Source organism: Paenibacillus sp. PAMC21692 (assembly GCF_014303795.1).
Taxonomy (GTDB): Bacteria; Bacillota; Bacilli; order Paenibacillales; family Paenibacillaceae; genus Pristimantibacillus; species Pristimantibacillus agaridevorans.
Genome location: NZ_CP060293.1, coordinates 745,554 through 768,477 on the forward strand (window position 1 = coordinate 745,554; position 22,924 = coordinate 768,477).

Annotated in this window: 12 protein-coding genes; 2 read left to right on the forward strand and 10 right to left on the reverse strand. The window is 49.2% G+C overall.

What is annotated here, in order from left to right; genetic code table 11:
- From H7F31_RS02950 to H7F31_RS02985, 8 genes are all read right to left on the reverse strand, one after another.
- A complete protein-coding gene (locus H7F31_RS02950; protein WP_187102981.1) occupies window positions 1-831 on the reverse strand; it encodes a carbohydrate ABC transporter permease in 831 nt (276 codons plus the stop codon).
- Between the two features lie 10 nt (window positions 832-841).
- On the reverse strand, window positions 842-1,750 hold the full coding sequence (locus H7F31_RS02955; RefSeq protein WP_187102982.1) for a carbohydrate ABC transporter permease: 909 nt from the start codon (window positions 1,748-1,750) through the stop codon (window positions 842-844).
- Between the two features lie 100 nt (window positions 1,751-1,850).
- Complete coding sequence (locus H7F31_RS02960) at window positions 1,851-3,260, reverse strand: ABC transporter substrate-binding protein (protein WP_187102983.1); 1,410 nt, start codon at window positions 3,258-3,260, stop codon at window positions 1,851-1,853.
- A 188-nt stretch (window positions 3,261-3,448) separates the two neighbouring features.
- The gene (locus H7F31_RS02965) at window positions 3,449-4,822 is read right to left on the reverse strand and encodes a carbohydrate ABC transporter substrate-binding protein (RefSeq protein ID WP_315970548.1); all 1,374 of its coding nucleotides are present in this window, start codon (window positions 4,820-4,822) and stop codon (window positions 3,449-3,451) included.
- A gap of 16 nt (window positions 4,823-4,838) precedes the next feature.
- Window positions 4,839-6,482, reverse strand: a complete 1,644-nt coding sequence (locus H7F31_RS02970) for a response regulator transcription factor (RefSeq protein WP_187102985.1) — start codon at window positions 6,480-6,482, stop codon at window positions 4,839-4,841.
- Window positions 6,460-8,280, reverse strand: a complete 1,821-nt coding sequence (locus H7F31_RS02975; RefSeq protein ID WP_187102986.1) for a cache domain-containing sensor histidine kinase — start codon at window positions 8,278-8,280, stop codon at window positions 6,460-6,462. The genes H7F31_RS02970 and H7F31_RS02975 overlap by 23 nt, the downstream gene beginning before the upstream one ends.
- 112 nt (window positions 8,281-8,392) lie before the next feature.
- Entirely contained in the window at window positions 8,393-12,463 is a 4,071-nt protein-coding gene (locus H7F31_RS02980) for a discoidin domain-containing protein (protein WP_187102987.1), read from the reverse strand.
- Between the two features lie 557 nt (window positions 12,464-13,020).
- Window positions 13,021-13,983, reverse strand: a complete 963-nt coding sequence (locus H7F31_RS02985; RefSeq protein WP_187102988.1) for a helix-turn-helix transcriptional regulator — start codon at window positions 13,981-13,983, stop codon at window positions 13,021-13,023.
- A 102-nt stretch (window positions 13,984-14,085) separates the two neighbouring features.
- Between H7F31_RS02985 and H7F31_RS02990 the strand changes: the two genes are divergently transcribed.
- Window positions 14,086-14,565, forward strand: a complete 480-nt coding sequence (locus tag H7F31_RS02990; RefSeq protein WP_108992384.1) for a GyrI-like domain-containing protein — start codon at window positions 14,086-14,088, stop codon at window positions 14,563-14,565.
- A gap of 22 nt (window positions 14,566-14,587) precedes the next feature.
- Window positions 14,588-15,052 carry a phage tail protein gene (locus H7F31_RS02995; protein ID WP_187102989.1) on the forward strand — a complete coding sequence of 155 codons (465 nt, stop codon included), beginning with the start codon at window positions 14,588-14,590 and terminating at the stop codon, window positions 15,050-15,052.
- Between the two features lie 181 nt (window positions 15,053-15,233).
- Here the strand turns inward: H7F31_RS02995 and H7F31_RS03000 are convergent, their stop codons facing one another.
- Both H7F31_RS03000 and H7F31_RS03005 read right to left on the reverse strand, forming a co-directional pair.
- The gene (locus H7F31_RS03000) at window positions 15,234-17,177 is read right to left on the reverse strand and encodes a DUF4838 domain-containing protein (RefSeq protein WP_187102990.1); all 1,944 of its coding nucleotides are present in this window, start codon (window positions 17,175-17,177) and stop codon (window positions 15,234-15,236) included.
- A gap of 21 nt (window positions 17,178-17,198) precedes the next feature.
- On the reverse strand, window positions 17,199-22,883 hold the full coding sequence (locus H7F31_RS03005) for a DUF4082 domain-containing protein (RefSeq protein ID WP_187102991.1): 5,685 nt from the start codon (window positions 22,881-22,883) through the stop codon (window positions 17,199-17,201).
- Window positions 22,884-22,924: the final 41 nt, after the last annotated feature.

Below are 22,924 nucleotides of genomic sequence, written 5' to 3' on the forward strand. Positions count from 1 at the left end.
TCATCCTTTCACGGAGCCGATCGTAATTCCGGACACGATCTTGCCGGATACGAATAAATACAAAATAAACGTAGGCAAAAACACAATCATCGACGCCGCGAATATCCCAGCATAATTGCCGGTGTTGGCATATCCGTTAACGATAGACTGAAGTGCGAGAGCAAGCGTGTGGGTTTTTTCGTTATTCGCAAATATGAGAGCAAAAAAGTAATCGTTCCAAACGGACATAAAGTTAAAAATCGTAAGCGTCAGTATCCCGGGCTGTGCAATCGGCATAATGATTCGTATAAAGGCCTTAATTGGACCGCATCCGTCGATTGCGGCCGATTCCTCCAGTTCCTTCGGAATCGAGGAGAAGAATCCAGTGAGCAGAAACACGCCGAAAGGTACGTTTGTAAAAATATAGATGAGGACCAAGGTTAGAATGGAACCGGTCAACTTCAACATAACGAACAGTGAAAATAAGGGAATAGAGATTAGCAAGCCAGGGATCGATAAAGCCGAAATGAACATCGTATCTATGAGCCTTTTCCCTCTAAACGTCACCCGACCCAAAATATAAGCGGCGGGGGCCGCAACCGCGACGATACCAAAACATGCCGCCGACGTATAGATGACGCTATTAAGAAAATACCGGCCGATGTTCTCCAATTCGAACAGATTCGTATAATTCGAGAAGTGGAACCCGCTTTGAAGCAAACGGTTCGTGAATATTTCCCTCGTCGTGCTGAAAGAAGCGAGAAACGTATAACCGAACAGCACAAGCGTAAACAACAACCAGGAAACAAGCGGAATATAAGCGACGGCCCGAATCGTTTTATTGTGTCTCACATCGTCCCTCCTAATATTCCAAACGATCTTTGCGGAAAAATAAATTGATTAAATAGGAGCAGAAGAGAATGGCCAACATAATCATTACGCCGATGGTTGCGCCCGCTCCGACATTAAATGCTTCTTGCTGGTATGTGGTTTTATCAGCCCCAAATACCTTTAGATACATATAATAGCCCGGCGTCATTGTTTGGGCGTTCTTTAACCCGAATACGGCCGACCAAACAAAAAAATTGAGCGCCGAAATCGTCCATAGGACCAAGGTCGTTCGAAATACGTCGCGCAGCAGAGGCAGCGTGATCATAAAAAACTTACGAAAAGCCCCTGCTCCTTCAAGCAGTGCCGCTTCGTAATAATCCATAGGAATCCGATCCATTCCCGCTCCAAGGATTAACATGAAATAACCGATGGATCCGAAGCAAAAAGCCAGCAGCATGGATAAGAAAATATGCTGATCATCCGTCCATTGGATGCTTGCAAGCCCTGTCAATCCAATAAACTTAAAAAAGCTGTTTAAAAATCCGAAGCTGGAGTTGAAAATATACTGCAGCCACACGACGGATAACACGACAACCGATACGGTATTAGGGAGGAAGATGAGCGCGCGCCAGAAACCTTTGCCACGAACCCCCGAAGAAATAATGGCCGCGAATAAAAAGGCCAGAGTAAATATGATGAGCCCCCCGGCAATCCATATGACAATGACATTCCACACCGAACCCATAAAGTAGGAATTGCGCATCAAAGCTTCGTAATTCTCGAAACCTATAAAACGCCATTCCGTCATTCTGCTCGATAAAGCGGGAATCTCATAGAAACTCATAAGGGCAGCCCGGATCGTCGGGTATAAAAAAATGGATAAGTAAATCGCAACAGCCGGAAAAAGGAATAGAGCGATTACCGACTTTTTGATTTTCAAAGATAACGCCTCCTAAAACTGCTTACCATAACTCCTCGACACGATATCGATATGCGATAACCATGACGACTATCGCATATCGTAAGACACTGAAGTGAGGTTATGCTCCTGCGTGGTATTTTTTAGCGGCCTCTATCATTTTCGTCACATACTGCTCGGCATTGATTTTACCCGTTACCAATTCCATAAATACGGGTATAATGGACACCGAAGCAAAATCTCCAGCATTGTTGATTCCGCCTCCCCAAGGCAAATTGACCTTCGCGTTCTCAAACGCTACGGCAGCTTCCTTCAGGGTATCTGGCCATTCGGTATCGATCGTAGCCGGAATAGCCAACGCTTCCTTCACCATACCCTCTTGCGCCTTTCTGCTTGCCAGGTATTTGACCAGTTCGAAGGCCGCAGGAATGTTTTCGCTATTTTTATTCATGAATATACTTTGGGAGCCGAAAGTTAGTCCTTGCTGTCCCCCTTTTCCGTTGCCGTTCGGCACATCCGGGAATTGGAACGAACCCCATCTGAAATCCGGCCCCGCCGTATTAGATACTTCGTTTGGCAACCATGTCCCATTCAAATACGTTGCCGATTGTCCGAGAACGAGATCTTGCTGAGCCGCAGGATATTTGCTGCCGGCAATTTTCTCCGAGAAATACCCTTTTTCCCGCATCATCACGATATCATTTGCGAATTGATGAATCATCGGATCGTTCCACATTTCGCCCGTTTTGTCTTTGACCAATTGATCCACCCAATCGCTGCCCATCGCGCTGCTCAGATAACCTCCGATAAACAGGTCGCGGTAGGCGTCATCGAATGTAATCGGTGCGACGCCGGACTTTTTAATCAAATCGCTGACTGCAAGAAACTCGTCCCAAGTGGTCGGGACCGTGGTAACACCGGCCTTCTCGTATACTTCTTTGTTATAGAAGAACAGCACCGCATTGGGCTGATGCGGAATCGCATAGATTCCTTCTTCCAGCCCTACGCTCGAAGATAACGAATGGACCCAGTTCATGAGGCTCGGTTGGATCGAATCCTTTACCGACCCCTCCATACCGATGGCGTTGTCCGATATCAAATCATCGAGCTTAAGAACATGTTCCGTCAAGGTCGCCAATCCGCCGCCACCCGATGGATCCCCTTCCCAAATATCTACTTGTTCGCCGCCATCCAAAGAGGGTTTAATCAGTTTAAACAAATCCCGTCCGTTGAATTTCACTTCAACCGTCACCTCGGGATTAGCTGCATTAAAATCGGCAATCGCCGATTCAATGACTTTGGCTTGCGGTTCCGAACTGCTCCACATGGACCAGAATACGACTTTTCCCTTCAGATCGCCGGCACCCTTCCCGGATTCGGAAGAAGTTGGAGCAGGGCTCCCGGCACTGTCGGCGGAGGCCGTAGGGCTTACATTGTTTGTTGTGTTGGATTGACTGCATGCAGTAAATAGCGATACAAATAGTGCGAGTAACATGGACAACATCGAAATTTTTTTCAACCTTCTGTTCATCTGAATTGCCTCCCGGATTCATCATTTTGCTTACAAGATCAGTATACAAAGACGAACTCCCCCCTTACATTGACGGGATTGTACAAAAATAGCATGAAATTATCCGATTTCTTCGCACGCAAAAAGAGCGCCGCAGATTGTACAATCTGTGCGCTCATTTCCACAAGTATAGCTCTAATTGGGCCGCGTCAGGAGGATAACTCACGAAGCGCGGCAGACGTCTTCTCCAGTTTTTCCTGCCACTGTTCGACGGTAGCCGTCCCATCCATGATATGGCCGATCGTATCCCACAAGTCGTCATTAATGTTCATTGTCGTGCGAGGCGTCATTCTCCATTGGTGGATAATGGGGATCACTCCATGCTCCATAATTTTCATCGAATCATAGAAAACGGAGGATATATAGGGTTTAGCTATCTCCGCGCCATTTTTCAGTGCCACGATATTTTTGGTTTTTTCCGCATTTAGCCTCGCGACATCCTCTTTATATTGATACTTTAGAAACTCCTTAGCCAGTTCGATATTTTTGGCTTTAGCCGGAATGTACATGCTGTCGAAGAAAATCGTCACATACGGCTTATCCCCTTTTTCGAATACCGGTGGGGGGAGGAAACCGAATTCGAATCCGTTTTCCCTAGGAGAATCCTTCATTTCATTTTCGATCCAGGTGCCGCATGGAATGAATAACGCTTTACCCTGGAGAAAATCCGCTTGGGCCTGGATGTGATTAAGCGCCACCGTGCCGGGCATCAAATACCCTTTTCGAGCAATCTCTTCGTAAAGCTCCATCGTTCTTCGCACCGCCTCGGTCTTAAACGCTCCGGGTTCATAATGCTCGGTTTTCCTGATGGCCTCCATTCCGCCTTGGGACGCTACCGCGGGCCAAAATACGGATTCGTTATAACCTGCGTATATGCCTTGATAAGTAAACAGGGAACGTCCATCCTCCTTGGCAATTTCGCCAAGCTCCATAAACTCATCCCAGGTTTCCGGTACTTTCCAGCCTTTTTCCTCAAATAGATTTTTGTTGTATATCAAACCTAGCGATGATGTGTGCAATGGGGCGTAATACATTTTTCCGTCGCCCATCGGCTTTGCATATTCCAATATGCCGTCGATCAGCTTGCTTTTCAACGGTATATCCTCATCAAGCGCCTGATCCTCGAATACTTCCGTCAAATCGAGAAGGAGCTTATCTTCCATCATCGCCTTAATCGTTTGGGTACTCTCGCTCTGGGGGACGTAAATGAAGTCGGGAGGGTTTCCGGTAACGATCTGAGGCTTCAATATTTCCATAATTTTTGGGCTTGAAATCAGATTGACCTTTATGCCCGGGTAATCGTTCTCGAATTTCTGGATGACCGCAATCCAATAGTCCTTGCTTTGCCCGCCTTCGAATACCGCAACGTTCAATTCCTTTTTGGCAAAATCCTTCTTCATCTGCCGAGTGCCCGCCTGATCCGGCTGATCTTGCGTCTTGGAACAAGCTGCAAGGACAAGCAACGCAAGGAGTATAACGTACATACGGAAGGGTATAGCTCTTGTCTTTCCAGGTCGCCGCATCTGATCACCCCTTCTCTTATGGAATGGCGGAAAACTTCTTGCGATATTCGGAGGGACTGACTCCGACCGTTTTCCGGAATAAACGATTGAAATAGACCGGATCGTCGATTCCGACGGAGGCAGCAACCTCTTTGACCCGGCAATCCGGCAATTTCAGCAGTTCCATCGATTGGAGGATTTTGAGTTCGTTCATATATTGAACGATGCTCTTACCGGTATCCCGTTTAAAAACGCGGCACAAATAATTAACGTTTAGATTAACTTCTTTGGCGAGTTGATCGAGCCTAATTCTGCCTTCCCTATTTTCATGCATGATGCTAATGACGCGATTCACTTCTTTCCGAAATGAACTTCTTTTGATCGCTTGAAAATCGCTCAGAATTTCCTGCAAGGCTTGTTCGGTAATCGCTATAAATTGTTCGGCGGTCTCCGCTTGCGTGATAGCCCCTTTTCTCGAATCGGACAGTATGACGATATCGGGCTCCAAGAGCGATCTGTCATCCGTTCCGGTGACCGCTCTCCATTTCATTATCCGATACTCCAGATCCGCGAGCAGCGTCAAGAAGTATTGCTTGATCTTGAGCGGCTCGATCTTCATGGTATGCAGTTGTTCCGCCATGTCGGCCATGCATGCAGATAATCGCTCGGAATCCCCCTCTTCTACCGCGCTCGTGATCGCTTCCGACCACAGTCCCGATGCAATGGGCCATTGGGATAGATCCACTTGCGATGCGATCAGCATCGAGCCGGCGCCGCTATAAAATGTCGCTCGGGATGTACGAAGACAGTGATCATATTGCTCTTGAAGCGCATGAATTCCTTCGAAACGTTCGCTCAAAGTCGAACTAACGCTTAAATTCAAATACAACTTCAATAGACCTACCAGATCGCGGACAAGCATCTGCCAGCTATCCTCGCTAAGCCCGATGTCTTGTTCGTAAATGATGACCGTATAGTTCCCGTTTCCAAGTTCAACGCAATCGCTTCGATATTTATTGGATACCGTTTCTTTAATGATATTGGCGACGGAGAAATCCAGCAGTTTCTTGTTTTTAATCTTTCCGTTGCTTGATGCGTCTTCATAATGATCGATTTTCAAATAAATCAATCTTCCGCGCAGCGTATTCAAATCCAGCCCGTACTGTGTCGCCTCAACCCCTGCGGACAAATCGCCAGGATCCCCATTTTTCAACAACTCTTTCCAGAAGGCATTCTTTTGTTGAAAGTACGCCTCATTCAGCCTGATTTGCATAGAAACGTTTTTTTCCTTGAGCTGCCGCTCCTCCGACAATTGCTCGGAAACCTTGATTAATAACGTCAGCAGCTCTTCCGGCTTTAATGTGATTTTCAGTAAGTAATCTGCGGCGCCCAGCTTCATCGCTTCGCGAACGTATTCGTAATCGTCATAATTGCTGAGTACGATAAATTTCCCCGCATAACTTTGTTCGCGCAGTTTCTGAATCAATTCTATACCGTCCAGATTGGGCATCTTCAGATCCGTAATGATAATGTCGGGTTTGTCCTTGGCGACCTTATCGAGCGCCTGCAACCCGTCTCCTGCCGTACCGATAAGTTCAAATCCGTGTTGTTCCCACTTCATAATCGTTTGGAGCGTAATTCGTACAATTTTTTCGTCGTCAACGACCAACACCCGTATCATGGCTGTCCTCTCCTCCTATCGGCAGAATGAAGGGAATCGTAATGAAGATCGTTGTCCCGCGATCGATCTCGGAAGTGATTTCCAATCCGTAAGGCTCTCCAAAATGCAACTTGATTCTTTCGCGCACGTTGCCGACCCCGATGTTGGCCAACCTGTTTTTATTCGGGTTGCCATCGGACTCCAATAGCAAATTCAATTTGTCTTCCGGAATACCCCTGCCGTTATCCTGCAACATGATCCTCAGCGTATTGCCGATTCGCTCGGCAGAAATAAAAATTCGCGGCTCTCGATCTATGCCTTCGAAGCCATGGATAATCGAGTTCTCGACTAATGGCTGGAGCAGAAATTTAAGGACCTGGGCATCCAATAGCTCATCCGGCACGGCACATTCCATCTTTAATGAAGTCCCGTATCTAACTTGCTGGATAACCAAGTAATGACCAAGGTTTCCAAGCTCGTTCCTGAGGGATATCTTTTCGTCTTTCTGAATAATGGTGCTCCTAAGCAGCTCTGCCAGAGCCCCCAAGCCGTTGCTGACGCTGTCCGCCTGACTTAACATCGCCGTCCACTTCAACGAATTCAGGGTATTGAATAGGAAATGGGGATTAATTTGCGCTTGCAGCATTTGCAGCTCGGTCTCCCGTTTCATGGCTTGTTCCAAATTCGTTTTTTGAATTTGCATGGATAGCTCTTGGGTCATGTTATTGAATTTATCTGCCAGATATCTGATTTCGTCTTGCCCGTCGTCGCTAATCCTGGCATGCAATTTACCGTTCATCACTTGATTCATACCCGAGATGAGTTTCTTTAATGGCATGGAAACGCTTGCGGAGATCAGTATGGTAAATAAAAAAGCGAAAAGGATGCATAGCAGCACGATCCAAAAAATTTCCTTCTGAATATCTTTGGATTCCGTGTTGAGATAATCGTATGGCACTAAGCCGATAATTCGCCAGTCCAGCTCTTCGTTATGCGAATATACGGCAAAATAGGTTCCCGTTTTCGTAGACACTGTTCCCGTCGCTTTCGGCGGCTCCATCCATTTTAGTAGGGGGTCGTCGGACGATACATAATCTCCGGTTGGAAACAGATGATTTTTACTGGACAACAGGGTGCCGGATCCGTTCAAAATCACTTGGTCGCTGCCCTCACCCATATCCACGCTGCCAAAAATAATTTGGGAGAACAAATGTTCATCGATTCCGACGAACAGATAGCCAAGCGGCCCTTCCGTTCCGTTCATCGCCGGTATTCTTCTGATCAGCATGAGGGTGTGTTCACCGTTGGCCATCGTTGCGACCGTCCATGTATCGGCTTTAATATTCCGTTTGGCAAGGTCTAATAATCGCGGAATCTCCCCGTTTTTAAGCTTGCCATAACCGTAGTCGTACAGGACTTGATCGTCGCCTGTCTGAATCTGCAACGTTTTTATCGTCGCAAACAGCCAGAACTTATCCTGAAGCACGGTATTTTCCATGTACCAATGCAGTTCTCTGATCTCCATATCATTTAACTGATCGTAATTCCGCAGCGCGTTTTGAATCTCTGAGTTTAACATGATTTGATCGGCCAGGTTTTCGTACTTCGTCACTTCGGTGCGAATATTGCTCGTCAACAGCCGCAAGATGTCCGAAACGAACGTACTCGTTTTCGCGCTGATTGCTTCATTGAATTTTGTATAAGACAGAACTCCGGTGAAACCCAACGGCAGAATGGATAGGAGCAAAAAAGTAACGATAAGCCGGGCTTGTATGCCCGATTTACGCGAAAGTTTGACGACGCGATGCACGAAATCCATAGGGCTTCCCCCAGTCACAGCCATTCATACTAGATAGTAAATATTGTAACATAAGATAGTAGAGAACCTATAGGACTAGGCTATCTGCTATCTTATGTTAGTTAATCCGAGATTACGGCACTCGTACACCAGCGGTACGATAGATTTTAAACTCATTGATGCCTGGGATCGCAGAAGCCGCATCGACAAGCAATCTCGTTTTATTCGTCGTAAACTCCGGTACATCGATTTCTTTCCTGGCGCCTATCGTCGTTCCCTGATAAACATGGATCCAGGATGAGGACTGATCGTCCCATTGTTGAATGCGGAAAGACGTGATGCTGTTTCCGGATTCCGAAAGCACGATTCGATTCACTTTGGTTTCAACGTCGAACTCTGCTTGAAGCCATGCGCCGTTCGTCTCATTTTTGGCACTCCAAAACGACTCCTCCGTCCCGTCCATCGCCCGCGAAGATTGAACATCGTATCGATAAGTGAAATTGTTCGCCGCCGTGCCGATCAAATAGGTCGTATATCCGTTTGAATTGTAGCTGTTGGAGGACGCAGAGGCCTTCGCCGACATGGCCAGGTTCTGATCCGCAAACAAACCGAACTCTTTAATGGAAGGTTGAGCGAGCATGGAAAGGATCGATAACCTTACTTTCGTCGTTCGGATGTCGGAAAACAGGCTGGTAGCCTGACTGCCGATCGTTGTCCCTGTATAGGCTGATTGCCAAACTTGATTGTCCTCATCCCAATATTGGATCGAATACTCTGTAACGTGATTGCCGGCTTCGGAAATAACGGCCCTGTTTATCGTCGTTTCTCTTGCAAAGCTCACTTCCAACCAAGGCGAAGTATCATCAACTTCCGCCGTCCAACTCGAAGCGACACTACCGTCTACCGCATGCTGACCGGTGTTTATGGCGGACGAAACATGAACCGCCTGGGATAAAGCTTGATTAACAGGACCGGCCTCAGGCATTTCACTGCCGCCCGGCTCCAATACATAAGGCGTGTCGGCAAGAGTTGCGATTGTAACGGCACCATTAACGACAGGAATGCGATCGACGAACGATTGACCAACCTCCGTTAATTCATATCGATCCACGGTAGTTATGCCGGCCCAACTGGATGGCATCGTCCACGATCGTTGATTGCCGGTCTCGCTGTAAACATAGATTTTGTTCTCGTCGTCCGGCGATGGGATAAACCGTTCTCCGCCAATAGCCATAAGAACGTCACCTTGCTTCAACGTAAAAAGGCCGGTTGATTTATCCAATCTGGCAACCAAATCGGTTCCCCAGCGGATCTGGTATTTCGACGCGTCCTCCACATACTGCTGAGCGCTATATTGACGCAGGGTCGCTTGGATCAAATTCCGTAAATAATGATCCTTAACGAGAGAATCGGCCAACAGATTTGCTTTTCCGCTTAAGTTGCCGTACCTCCCCCGACTGGATACCATATAACCGAACAACATATCGTAATCCTCGCCTGGATCTCCGCTGATCACTTCGTCTTCGAGAAAATTGCTTTGCAGAATCGTCACACCTGCATTAATGAAATGATCGATGCGACTCGTAGTTTTATACTTTTTAAAGGAGAATCCGCCATTTCTGCGTTTTTCCGGAGCATAATACTCGGTTGTAGCATACGTTCCGTGCAAAGCCCATTGATCGATTTCCTTTTTCATGGCGTACCACTCGTCGTTGATGGTATATCCGACATCCTCGCTAGTGTGCGGCAGCATCACATCCTGATAGACGATCGTCGGTGACCAGTAAGCATTGACGAAATCATCTATGCGCGACAAAGCCGTCCCTTTCACCAAATCTTTGAAGTGGCTGATATACCAATTGTTCCATCCGAAATAATCATTGGAAAGTTTACGATTGCCTACGGAATCTTTGGCCGCAATGTCGGGGATCGTCTGATAGGAATTGCTTAATTCCGATATATCGTCCGCATTGACATGAAAAGACAGATCCGCATTGTACTTTGCCATTTCCTCGCGCGCCCAATCCATCTCGGAACGTCCGCCTAAAGCCGGGTTGAGAGGCTGGGACGCCCAATCGGGCCAGTTCCAGTCATGTCCTTTATATTGCCAGCCTACCGTCTCGTAGCTTTGCCGGGACAACCCGTCCGTCTCGTAGAACAATTTGCGCTGCTGCGCGACCAGAACGGGGTAACTCGTCATCCTCATCGTCTGTTCCGGGATCGGCTGGTCATCGAAAGGGAAGGCCAAGTGTGTCTGGCTCCAGTTCCCGCCGTTCTGATAATGGGCCTCTAAAGCTGCAGGTAACGGCGGCAGTTCCCCTCTAACCCACAGCGCCCCGTCCTGCCAATCCTTAATTCCGTCCCCATTGATGTCCGTGGAGATATAGGTCTTGCTTTGAAACCAGACGCCCGGCTTGATGGAGTGGAATCGATAGTTATATTCGTTATCATAAATGGCTGCGTATTTGGAAGATCCCGAGCCCGCGATTTGCACCCTGAACGGCGTAATCGTCAGGTTGTTATACGCAGCTCCTACGGCTTCGGAAGTATAAACAAAACTCCAAGGGCTCGATTCGTTGGCCGCGGCAAGGGCGCCGAGAGCGCCGATTTTGTCGATTCCGCCCCCTTCGCCTGCAATGCCGCCGGAATAATAGGCCGCGCTTGCTCCTGTCTGAGCTGCCGTTACCTTCATAATTGGAGATGTAATTCTAATCGTTTGCACATTGGGCTCTCCTGCACCGGTAATCCCCGTAAGGCTCCTTACCAACGCATTGCCCTCCAACGTAAAGCGATAAGCGAGGTCCACCTGGAAATCCGGGATGCTCACGACGTAATCAGCAGAGTCGGGCGTAGAGGAGAAGTCGGTTACAGCTCCGACGTAATCCGTGCCGTTGATATTGATGCGAGGGGATGAAAAACCATCAGCACCGTAAAGCATGGCCCCGCTTGCATTCAGTTTGTACGACAGCGGCTGCGGAAAGTCTTTATCCAAGCTAACGGTTATCGTCCCATTCGTAATATCCTGCATTCTTGCAGGATCCTGAATAGCTTGTTGAACCACGTTTTTAAAACTGGCGTTGCCCTCCGACCAAACGACAAAACCGATCTTGCCTGCCCCGGTTGTCGTCAAGCTTGTCAACGTGCCGGAATATACCTGATTGTTGTTCAACCATACCGTGATTTGTTTTCCAAAAAACTGAACTTTGACATCATACCAGGTACTGCCGTTTAACGGCGGAGTCGTGAAGAATACGTCCGGATGGGAACCCGACGCATCGCGGATTCGCCAATGGCCCGCACTATCCGAATATTCGTAGCCGACCCACATATAGCTGCTTTCAGATGTATATCTGAACATCCCCCCGCCGTTGCCGCTTCCCGGAAGGAAACTGAAGGAGTAGATCCCATTATCCACATCATTAGAATTCATATCGACCACATGGATGTCTTTGTTCAACGGCGCGGCGATATTCATCTTCCCTCCGTTTACGGACACGGTTCCCGGGGCTATGCCTACAGTTGTATTGGTCCAACCGCCCATGCTGTTATTCGCAAAGCTCTGCGAGTAATAAAGCGAGTTCATATCTTGCTGAACCACGTTTTTAAAACCGGCGCTGCCCTCCGACCAAACGACAAAACCGATCTTGCCCGCTCCGGTTGTCGTCAAGCTTGTCAACGTGCCGGAATATACCTGACTGTTGTTCAACCATACCGTGATTTGTTGGCCAATAAACTGGATTTTGACATCATACCAGGTATTGCCGTTTAACGGCGGAGTCGTGAAGAATACGTCCGGCTGAGAGCCCGACGCATCGCGGATTCGCCAATGGCCCGCACTATCCGAATATTCGTAGCCGACCCATATGTAGCTGCTTTCAGATGTATATCTGAGCATCCCTCCGGCGTTGCCAATTCCCGGAAGGAAACTAAAGGAGTAGGTCCCATCATCCACATCATAAGAATTCACATCAACCACATGGATGTCTTTGTTCAACGGCGCGGCGATATTCATCTTCCCTCCGCTTACGGACACGGTTCCCGGAGCAATGCCTACAGTTGTATTGGTCCAACCGCCCATGCTGTTGTCGTCAAAATTCTGCGTGTATGTCGCTGCAAATACAGGCAACGGAACCACAGTCATCGCTAAACCGAGTACCAGCATTATAATTGTAAGCGTTTTCCAGTTTCTGATCGCGAGGCTCATTCCCTATCATCCTCCCTGGATTTGTTCTCCTGATCACTATAAAACAAAAATATTTATATCGACATTCACAAAGATGAGAAAAAATAGTACGATTTTGACTTCTTGAACACTGCATGAGAACTTCCTCGACTGGGCGTTCCCTCGCCCACTCGAAAAAGCTAGCGTCACCGCCCGTGTAATAAAGGTATCAGATCCGCCTTTTCCCCCATCGAAAAAAAGATCGCGTCACCTTGCCGTTTGGCGAAGATGATACGATCTTAAGTATGCTTAAGTTGCTTGAGGCCTTCCTCGTTTTCCTCCAAGGGGGGATGTCCTGCAGGGTACCGAAAGTAGTCAGAGACATCCATTCGCACAGAGCTAATTAACAGAAGGGTTAAAGTTATCAGTGCCAACACGCCTATAATTGCTCGCTTTCTAAAGTTGTTTTCCTTATTCATTAGACCCTTCCTTTCCATTTCCTTAACCGAGGTCTCTTCGAATTCCACAATTCGATGCAGTAAGGCGTTTCCCAAGTATACAGGGTGGAGTTTAAAACCAGTTTAAACCGGAGATCATTCTTATAAGTCGTACTGGGCCAATCGTTCTCGCAGCCCTTCCGCCATTTCCTTGGGCAGCTCCCTTATCTTGATATCTTTGCCCAGAAAAAGCAGCCAGTTGGCGACGTCGGCCAACGCCTCCGAATCGTTAACGTTAACGAAAGTTTTTAATATGGCTCTCGTCTGGAAGGGATCGGTATAGGACAGGGACACCGTTAGCGGATGGTATTTTTTGAACTGGGCAATCGCCTTGGGGCCGAGCTCCAGAACAAGGTTGATGGCCTCCTCCCGCTGGCTTAGCTTCTCCCGTATCTTTTTCCGGCTCAGCCGCTTACTCACGGGATAAGGTTCTACATCGATAAGATGATCGACGGAAAAGACGACTCTCTTTTCTTCCGCCAAGTCGAAGCCTTCGATCAGCCAGAGGCTTTTTTCGCGATATAAGTGCAAGAGATAGACGGGATACGACTTCGTGTCGTTGCCTTCCCGGAGCGTGATCCACAAGTAGTTGTCCGCAAGAAGGATGCCGATCAGCTTCTCCAGAATGGGATGGGGCAGGTCCGACATCTCGAGCAGATCCGGATTATTCGGGTTGGTCCCTTCGAACAGCAGGATCTGATTTAACAGCACAAGATCGTCCTGCTGATTCTGCGAAATGAGTCCCAATAACTTCTCCGCCAAGGACTGACGGCTCTTGAGGTAAGGGAGCTGCTGATTCCTTGTCGCCATAAAGGCGATAAACAGCGCTTTGATCTCGTTATCGGTAAAACGAACGGTCGGCAGGACGGAATTGTTCATGACGAAATAACCCCCGTCCCTGCCCACTTCGGCGACAAGCGGCATCCCCATGGCCTCGATTTCCCTGATGTCCCGAATGGCCGTCGAGCGCGAGATGTTAAATTCCCGCATGATTTCGGAAATGGTAAAGGAAGCGCGGTTGTTGATATACCGCATGATGATATTGATCCGCTCCACTTTTTTCATCGCTGCCTCCTAAACAGTGTCACTTTTTGACATGATTAAAAGTTATTATAAACTCAGCAGGGGAAAAGCAAAACCATTTCATAAAAAAGGATGGATGAAAACATGGCAAACTACACGCTTGAGGAAAAAGAAGGCTTTACCGTATTGGGCATGGGAACGGATCTGAAGAGCGATTATACCGACTATGTCGGCATCAACAAGGAAAAGCTGGACTTCTGGCAAGCGGTCAAACAAGACGGACGGCTTGACGCGCTAAAAGCAGTGGCAGCCAACGACTTCATCTTCGCCGTCAACGAAGCCGTCAACCAAAAAATGATGTATTACGCCGGCGTAATGACGGATACTACATTGCCGGATGCCACTCGGGTGATTCAATTCCCTAAAGGCGAATATCTCGTTGTCCAGGGAGAAGCCGAGACGGCCGACGTGCTGAGCAACCAGCTTACCGGAATCGCCTTCGGTCAAGTGCTGCCGGAAGCCAAGGACTTCGCCTATGTGGGCGGACCGAACGCAACCGTCGAGATGGGACAACGGGACGGCTTGGTGTACGGCGAAGTGTGGATTCCCGTCGTCAGGAAATAAACCGAATACTGGAGGAATGGACATGTCCTACGTAGTGGATTACAAAGAGGTGTCTACGGTTGGCCTGGAGTCTTCGCCCGTGCAAGAAGCGCTTGCCGGTCTACGCGCGAACGAAGCTCGCTACTTCATGAACAAATACAAACATGAATTCACCGTCACGCCGGCTGCCGCAAGCCCGGAGACGTTGGAATACGTAAGCCGGATCCTGAAGGAAGAACGCGGAATCGAATTCGCGGCCAGGCCGCTAGAAACATCGAGCTTCCAAGTGGAGAACATCCGGTGGTCCTTCGTCTTCTACGAGGATGGCCTGGGCGTCAATGTCTTGTATACGATCGATGATCCCAAGAAACGGGCGGTTGGATTTAAGCTTTCCGAGGGAATGGACGTGCCTCCGGAGTTAGAAGGAAAGTTTAAGTTCGCCCGGCAGAAGTCGAAGCTGGCCGGCACGATTCGCGGATCGTTTTTCGTGATCAAAGGGGAGTATTGAGGGTAGGGTACGGCGGTGGACTTTTGAGGCAGGATTTAAGGCCAATAGAATTACGGTCTTCGAATGGCGAAAACTTGTATATTTTTATTTCGGCACACGGCAAACAGCACGCCTCATCAACCTGAGGGTGCTGTTTTTTCTCGAAATACCGCGAAATCAATTTTGAGCAAATAGCTTTTTATCAAAGAACATTAGGATCACGGAGACGATGGGCAAAATGCAAGGCATCCCAACCACGAATCTCCGTTTCGATCTGTAAGGCTTCAGTCAAATCGCTCATCGCTTCTTCCGTCTCTTGACGAATCAGTTTAGATTGCGCGCTGGACTGTTTATCTATGGAACGCAATTTCTGAATAACATAACGAAAATATTGGGTCAGTGCCTGATACAACAGCGTCGATTCGTCGGAATGCGCCCCTTGATGAGCAGCCTTGTGCCAAACGTCCTCCAGTTCCTCGACGATTCGTCTGCTCACTTCGCTTCGCTCAGCCGGAATTTCGGGTTCGTCCTCCTCTTTCGCCCAGGGGCTCACCCCGGTGACTACCGCTTTTCCCTTGGAACGATGGTCTCTAATCCAGACATCCGTGTATCGCAGCTTGAACCATCGGGTGTTGTATACCGTCAGTTGGGCCAATTGTTGCTCTAACGCATACAGCAGCGTTTTTCCCGTATCCCCATGTTGACCGAATGCTGCCCTGCAATATTCATCGATGAGACCGGCCTCGTCCAAAGAGCTGTTCCAAAGCTTGCGGGCAAACATATACAAATTCAACCACATAACCGGCGTCTCCGAATTGAACTCCCGATCTGCCAAGTTGTTTTCGCGCGGCAATCCCATGATTTCTTCTTGCATAATACGCACCGACTTCTCGTACGGCAGCAGCAAACAAATCATTTCCTGCACGCCCATAGAACGGTATTCTTCAATATCCTTGCAAATCGTGCGGGCCAAAGGCGGAAACAGAGACGTCATCATCCAGTAATCCGCATAATATTCGTAAACTGACAGACTGGAATGGTAACGCTGACTGCAAGCTTGTCCCCAATCGGCTACAATTCGACGAAACCGTTCGTCCCGATCGCCGGCAGGCGAGCCGATGGTTTGACGGTAATCCCGCCCCCAGCAAGCAACCATGACGTCAAGCGAAGCCGCTTCGGGCATCGATTCCAGCATTGTCCACTCGATCTGCGCATTATAAGCCAGCATTTGAATTCGGACAGACTGTCCATCTGCCTCAAGCTGATCTCGAACTGTCTCGAGAAATGTCGTATAATTCGATACAAAGCTCTGCGTCGAACAAGATGGACACTGACAGAAATACTTGTTATCGTTCGGGAAGAGGCTCAGCGTGTCCATATCCGGTTCCTGTCTGCAATAATCGACGATGCGGCCAATCAGGAAGGCAATGCCTTCCTGATTGGAGAAGCAAGGTTGAGCTGCAACTCGACCGCCTTCGTACCATGCAAACCACTCCGGGTGTACCTCAAAGTAATCGCCTGGGGACAGGAACCTATCCAAGCTGTGCCCTCCAAGTCCAAGACGCAGTTGTCTCGCCTGCATCTCCGGACGCAACGCCGCTTGATGCTCATCCCAAAATTCAATCGTCATCATAAGCAGATCGCAGCCGTTCTTGCTCATCCAATCGATGACGCCGATCGCATACGATGCGGACTGCACGCCCTCCAGTATTATTCCTCTGCGTCTGAAGTCGGGGCGATCATGCCGCTCTTCTATCCACACCTTGCGATCAGTTGGCTCGTAAATAACCTCATGATCAGGCGTCAACCAACGCATGCCCGCATACAGCTCGAGAAATCTATAGGTGCCGTACAAGACTGATCGAATCCCGTTTCCTTCAATGAACACATTGCCATTCCTGTAGGTGATGGCAAAACCGTCCTCCTCTACGGTCGCCAATCGCTCGGCCATGATGCGGACTACAATCGCATTCTGAGTCGATTCGGACAATACGCCCCTTTGTATCGGAAGGAACATGCCATGCGCCCGTCGCACATACTTTTGCATCTCTTCCGCTGCAAAAGAAAGATCCGTCGTCATTGGCCCGTCAATGATAATTTTGCCGCGTACCTCATCGAATTCAAACCAACAACCATTTCCTATCATTCGGCGAACTTCCTCCTACATCTATCGTTTTGTGAGATACGTTTCGAGCCGATCAATGATCGTGACCGCCTCCGCGCGGGATAACGCCCGCTTGCCTTGGAACGTGCCGTCCGGATAACCCTTGACCAACCCCAGCCCGGACGTAGCTTTAACGAATACCAGCGCCCATGACGAAATCTTGTTTTCATCCGTGAATCGGATCCCTTGATCCAACGCGGCGTCCAGCCTCAAATCCAATACTCGCCCCAGCACCACCGCCATGCTTTCACGATTGATCACATTTTCCGGACCAAAAGACTCGGCATTGTAGCCTTTAATAAATCCAAGTTTCGTCGCGGTTGCAATCGTCGATTCCGCCCAATGCCCTTCTGTATCCGCGAATGAAGCCGTTTGTTTGCCTGCGGGCAAACCAAGCGTCTTCACCAGCATATCCACAAATTCGGCGCGGGTAGCGATTTGATTCGGCTTGAAGTTGCCTTCCGCATCCAGTACGAGCGCCCCCGCCGCAGCCAACTTGGCAATTGCTTCTTTGGCCCAGTTGTTTACTGAATCGGCCGGCATATGTTGAGCAGGTCCAGGTTCAGTCGGCTCCGTAGGCTTGGCTGTCTCGATTGGTCTGATTGTCTCTACTGGCCTGGTTGTCTCGACCGGACTGGTTGGCCGATCCGTTGGCAGAGTTGTAGGCGGAATCGGCCGCGTATCGCTGATCGTGAGATCAAACGCTGCGCTTGGACCGTATTTATACACAAAATACAATTTATTCGCGCCGACATCCAGCGTATTCAGATAGGCTTCCGTCATCGTGACCCCTTCATCGCCCACGGTAAAATCACGATTGTATTGCAAGCTGTGTTTGTCGTCCCGCACAGTTAGGAACTTATTGTTTTTCATATCCAGCGGCACCTGAACAGGCGTAGCGTGATCCGGATTTTTATCGTAGAAGGCCGAATGCGCCAGAATGCCTCCATCCTCCACGGCCGCATACACGTTGCCGGTCCGTTGATAATGGCTTAACGCGCGATGAGCGTCCGAGCCTACCGATTTGAACACGACATCGCGGAAAAAGTTAATATCCGTAAAGCCCGTAGGCTGTGCGCCCAACGTTGTGGATAACACATTCCTAATCGCGGTAACGCCGCCGTATGAAATTTCGCCGTTGGCAAACGCGCCGCGTGTAATGCTGTAGTAGTAGTCCGCGCTGCTGCTAACCGAAGCGGTATACTCTACCCCGCTTTCTACGGGGACGGGGACAGGCAGTTGGAACTCGCGCCAACCTGACACGCCGCGCTCAACATCCCATACGAATGGCCCGGCCATCAATTCGTTAGTCTCCGCGTTCCAAAGGCGAACCATGTGATCTCCGCCTTCTTCGGTCGATGTAAATAGGCGTACCGCCGTAATAAAACCATCTTCGTCCGTTCTAAATTTGATTCCGAGCTCCAGTTGCATCTCGTCGCGCGCCACTTCTTCCGGGAGCTCCGTAAGCAAGCTGCTCTGCAACGTCGTATCAAACACGATATCCCGGAAGTAGTTGTTGCCCAGTCCGCCCCCCAAAGACGGCATAACACCGAGAGCGCCGCTGAAACGCCCTTCCTCGAGATTTAATGGACCAATCTTTCTGCCACCGGCCAGCGATCCTGGAGTGGATGAGAAATAATGATCGGAGCTGGTATCGACGGAAACGACATAACGTTTATTGGCCACGACTGGAAATGATACCGGTAGATGGAACTCTTTCCATCCCTGCGCATTGGTCCCGCCCGGGGCTACCGTCATTGTCGCCCGTCTGCCGGCCGTGCCGCTTGGTACGGAAACCACATATTTTGTATTTGCGGTTACATTCAGTGGCGTGTCCAGGGTAAATTCTTTCCATCCCATCGTGCCCGATGGAATATCCCATTGCCCACTGTAAAGCACGTTTTTGCTGTTATAATCAAAGATTTTTACATGACGGCGTCCTGCATCCATCTCTTCGCCATACATGCGGATTTTCGTAATTTTCCCGTCTACTTTCGGTTCAAAAATACTTCCGTAAAATAACGGCTCGTCGGCGCCGAAGGTTATTTTTGTCGCGTCAATGTCTTCATACATGCTCACTTCTTCGATTTGCCCTCCGTCATCGTATTCCATGACGACATCCCGGAGATAACTCAATGTGTTGTTCACCAAAAACGGACTATTGCCCGGCATGGTGTTGCCACTGCCATCCGAGCCGTATCCGCCGGCAAAAGCTCCGCCGCTAATCGCCCAAAGGCGATCGTCTCTCACCGGATCGGGCGTTAGCTCCCAGGCATATGGGCCTGCAAGCAAATGTCCGGTTTCAGCATCCCAGAATCTTACGGCATGCGTTCCGCCTTCGTTTTTGCCCACATAGATTTTCACTTTTGTTACAGCACCGTTCAAATCCGATGAAAACGCGGTACCCAAATTCAAAGGAATGGAATCCGCTGCATCCAAAGTAACCGGAATCTGATCGTACATCATAGATAATTCATTGGGGATACGAAGCACTACATCCCTGAAGAAGTTTGTGTTTTCGTTTACTGTCGGCCGTTGACCCGCATCTCCTCGAACCGCCTGCAAACCGCTAATATAGGGATTGACCGGCTCGTCGATCGGACCGCCTGCCATGTAGCCTTCAGGAGCGCTCACCGATACCGTATACGTTTTCCCGCTTGTGACGCTAAGCGGTGCCGGCAGCTTGAAGGTTTGCCAACCGGCGTCTTCAGTGACAAGCTCCCAGTTATAAGGACCGCTTACCAGGGCGCCGGACGCATGCTCCCAAATAGAAACGCGATGAACCGCATCCGTATCGGCCGGCGCATACATCCGCACATCCGTTACGGTGCTGCTGAAGGTCGGCTTAAACGTCATGCCCAACTCTTCATCGGTATCGGACGCTTGGAACTGCGCACCTGTCGCATCATTGCCTAGCGCTCGGGTATCCGGGAAAATCTTGTCCGCCTCTTCCGGAAGTTCCGGCGGGGCCAGCGTGCGAATCGCGCGCACTGATGCACCGTACCCGGAGGAACGTTGATCCTTGCGATTCAATACCGTCAGACGAACGGTATGGCTACCCTCCGGCAGTTCTTGCGCCAACACATATTCATTGCCGATTTCATTCTGGGCTTCATACAAATCGATATGGGGATACGTGAGACCATCGATTTCCACCCCCAACCAACCTCGATCAGGACCGCCGTCAGCAATAACAGAAACAAATTTCCCGTCAAAGGCAAAGGTGAGGCTGTCATTGGGCGTAGCGGAGAGAAGGCTGTCCCCGGTATTGACCCAAGCGCCATTCAATACGACCTCTTGATCACTTGCAGGCGTATCTTCTACTTTGCCAGGTATGACCGTAAACAGGTGATTTTGGAGCATTTCGCTGAAAAATTCGAAAGAGAACAAATCGGAACCAATCGTTTTCCGATTGTGCGTATCTACGACATGGCTTGCGAATGGAAGCGAAACGCGCTTATTTCCTCTGCTTCCGCCTGTATAGGCGACAACCGTTTCGTAAGATGCGATGGTGTCGTTGGGTTGCGTTGCATTGCCGACCAAATCCAGATAAGGACTTATTTTGCCGTCTACGGCGTACGCAGGCAGTCCCGCAATATTTTCGATAATATTTTTGAGATACGCGCCTGGAATTAGGAACGATCCGCTGAAGATGGAAGTCCAGTCTCCCATGTCCTTGCGGGCAAACGATGCGTAGGTGCTACCCGAATACGTGCCGATCGTCGCGGCGGCAGGATCGTCTACATAGAAGGATGGTGTAAAAAATTCAGCCGGCTTGAGACCAAATCGGCCAGCTCCAAACGATGACACGCCATGCGAGTTGAAATACAGATTATCCATGACAACCGGGTCGGTCGGGTTGACAATATCTGTGGTCACCTCAGTCATGGCTGTTTTTTTGACGGTCATGCCAATCAATTCGCTGATGTTCTCTGCCGATTGACTGGTTTCGTTAATATAGCCGGGCGCCCGAACAAAGATCAACACGTTGCCGTCCTTCTTTAATGCGTCAAGCTGGGCTTTTTTGGACGCGTCCACATGCCAGGAGGCTGGGAATAGATATACCTTCACGGACGAAGGGATTTTGTCCAAATCTTTTTGCAAATACAGTCCGTAGCTGATGCCCAATGAACGTAGTTGATACTTTTGCTGCACAATGCCGAAATACGTCGTGTTGCCCGAGGTTTCCTTATACGCATGATTGTCTTCGTCAATAATCAACGCTACCTGCGGCGAATAGGCGTTGTCATCCCGATTCAGATTGACGCTGGCATAGGCTGACACCAGAGTCTCCATATCCTGCCATAACGCATCGTCATTAAACCATCCCTGGGCAGTCAAGTCCATCCAATAAAAACCGTGTCCCCTTACCAGTGCACGCACGTAATAATTCCGAAGCGAAGTAATCGTTTCATCCAAGGTGTTTGTTCTGCCGAAACCCGCATCCGACGCGCTCAAATGCGACCGATGGTCAATTTCCTCAATAAACAACTTGCCGTTAGCCATTATGGTGTCCACCGAATGATTATAGCTGGCGCCACTGCCGGGATGCCGGTCATCGTAGTCGACAGGTGTCGAAATCATATCGATATAGGGCGAAGCCATCACCTTGTCCACTGCGAAGGCACCCGTATTGGAAGGAGTCAGCCATTGCGAATAAATATAAGTGTAACCATACATCGCCCCTACAAGCGCTTGATAGTTCGTTTTTTCCTTGAACAATCGCGCGCTATATATGAGCGCTTCCGCGACTACATCCTGATAAAACAATTTGTAATCCAACGCTTGGGCACTATTATGAACCGTATCGAAAAAGTAGCCGTCGCCGGTAAAATCACGCTCGGCCTTTGTCGGGATTTCAGCTGTCGCAAACGTGACTTCTTCGTCTTTCCATGCCTCTTGCAATGAGGCCTCATTGCCGTATTCCGCTTCCAGCCAATCCTGGAATGCCTTCACCATATACGGACTGTAATCGTCATAAGCGCGCTCGCCTACATTGGCCTGAACCCATTCGCCGGATTCCATAAACATGATCTGGAACCCGATGACGCGATCCGCATAAGACTGCTCTTTCAACCAGTCCATGTATTGGTCCACCAATCCGCGCATATGCGTTCTCCAAGTAGGCGAGGTGACGGATGGCCAACCATTGTAGACATCCTTGTTGCTCAGTCCATTATGCGATATTGCCCATTCGTCATCGGGGAAATCGGCAGGCAAATTGTTGTAGCCTGCAAAATTGGTATGATTCCCGCCCAAGTCGATACGGAAAATAAAATGGGCATCCGGATCGTTCTGAAGCACGCGATTCGTTGTTTCGATGTTTGTAGCAAAATCCTGCAAATGGTTATACGTCACGTACATATGCCGGTTGATGGACTGCGATTTGGAAACGGTCGAATATAAATCTTCCAGCTTGGGTCTTGCCATATTCCCAGTGTAACCATACAGAAAGATTGGCAATTGCTTCTCGCCATTGATCCGAAGTACAGGACCGCCCTTCTCCTGGGTAACCGTAGCCGTCACCGGCCACTTGTCTTCCGAAGCGCCGGCAATTATCGGGGATTGCGGTTGAGCTTGAGGTTGAGCTTGCGCCCGGGTAACGCCGGACAGGTCGCCCATGACCAGCGCCGCGCACAGAAGAATCGGTAGACAGGTACTTGCTTTCCTTATTAACCGCTTAAACATCATCAACTTCTCCTTTTCGATATAATGGAATCAATAATGCC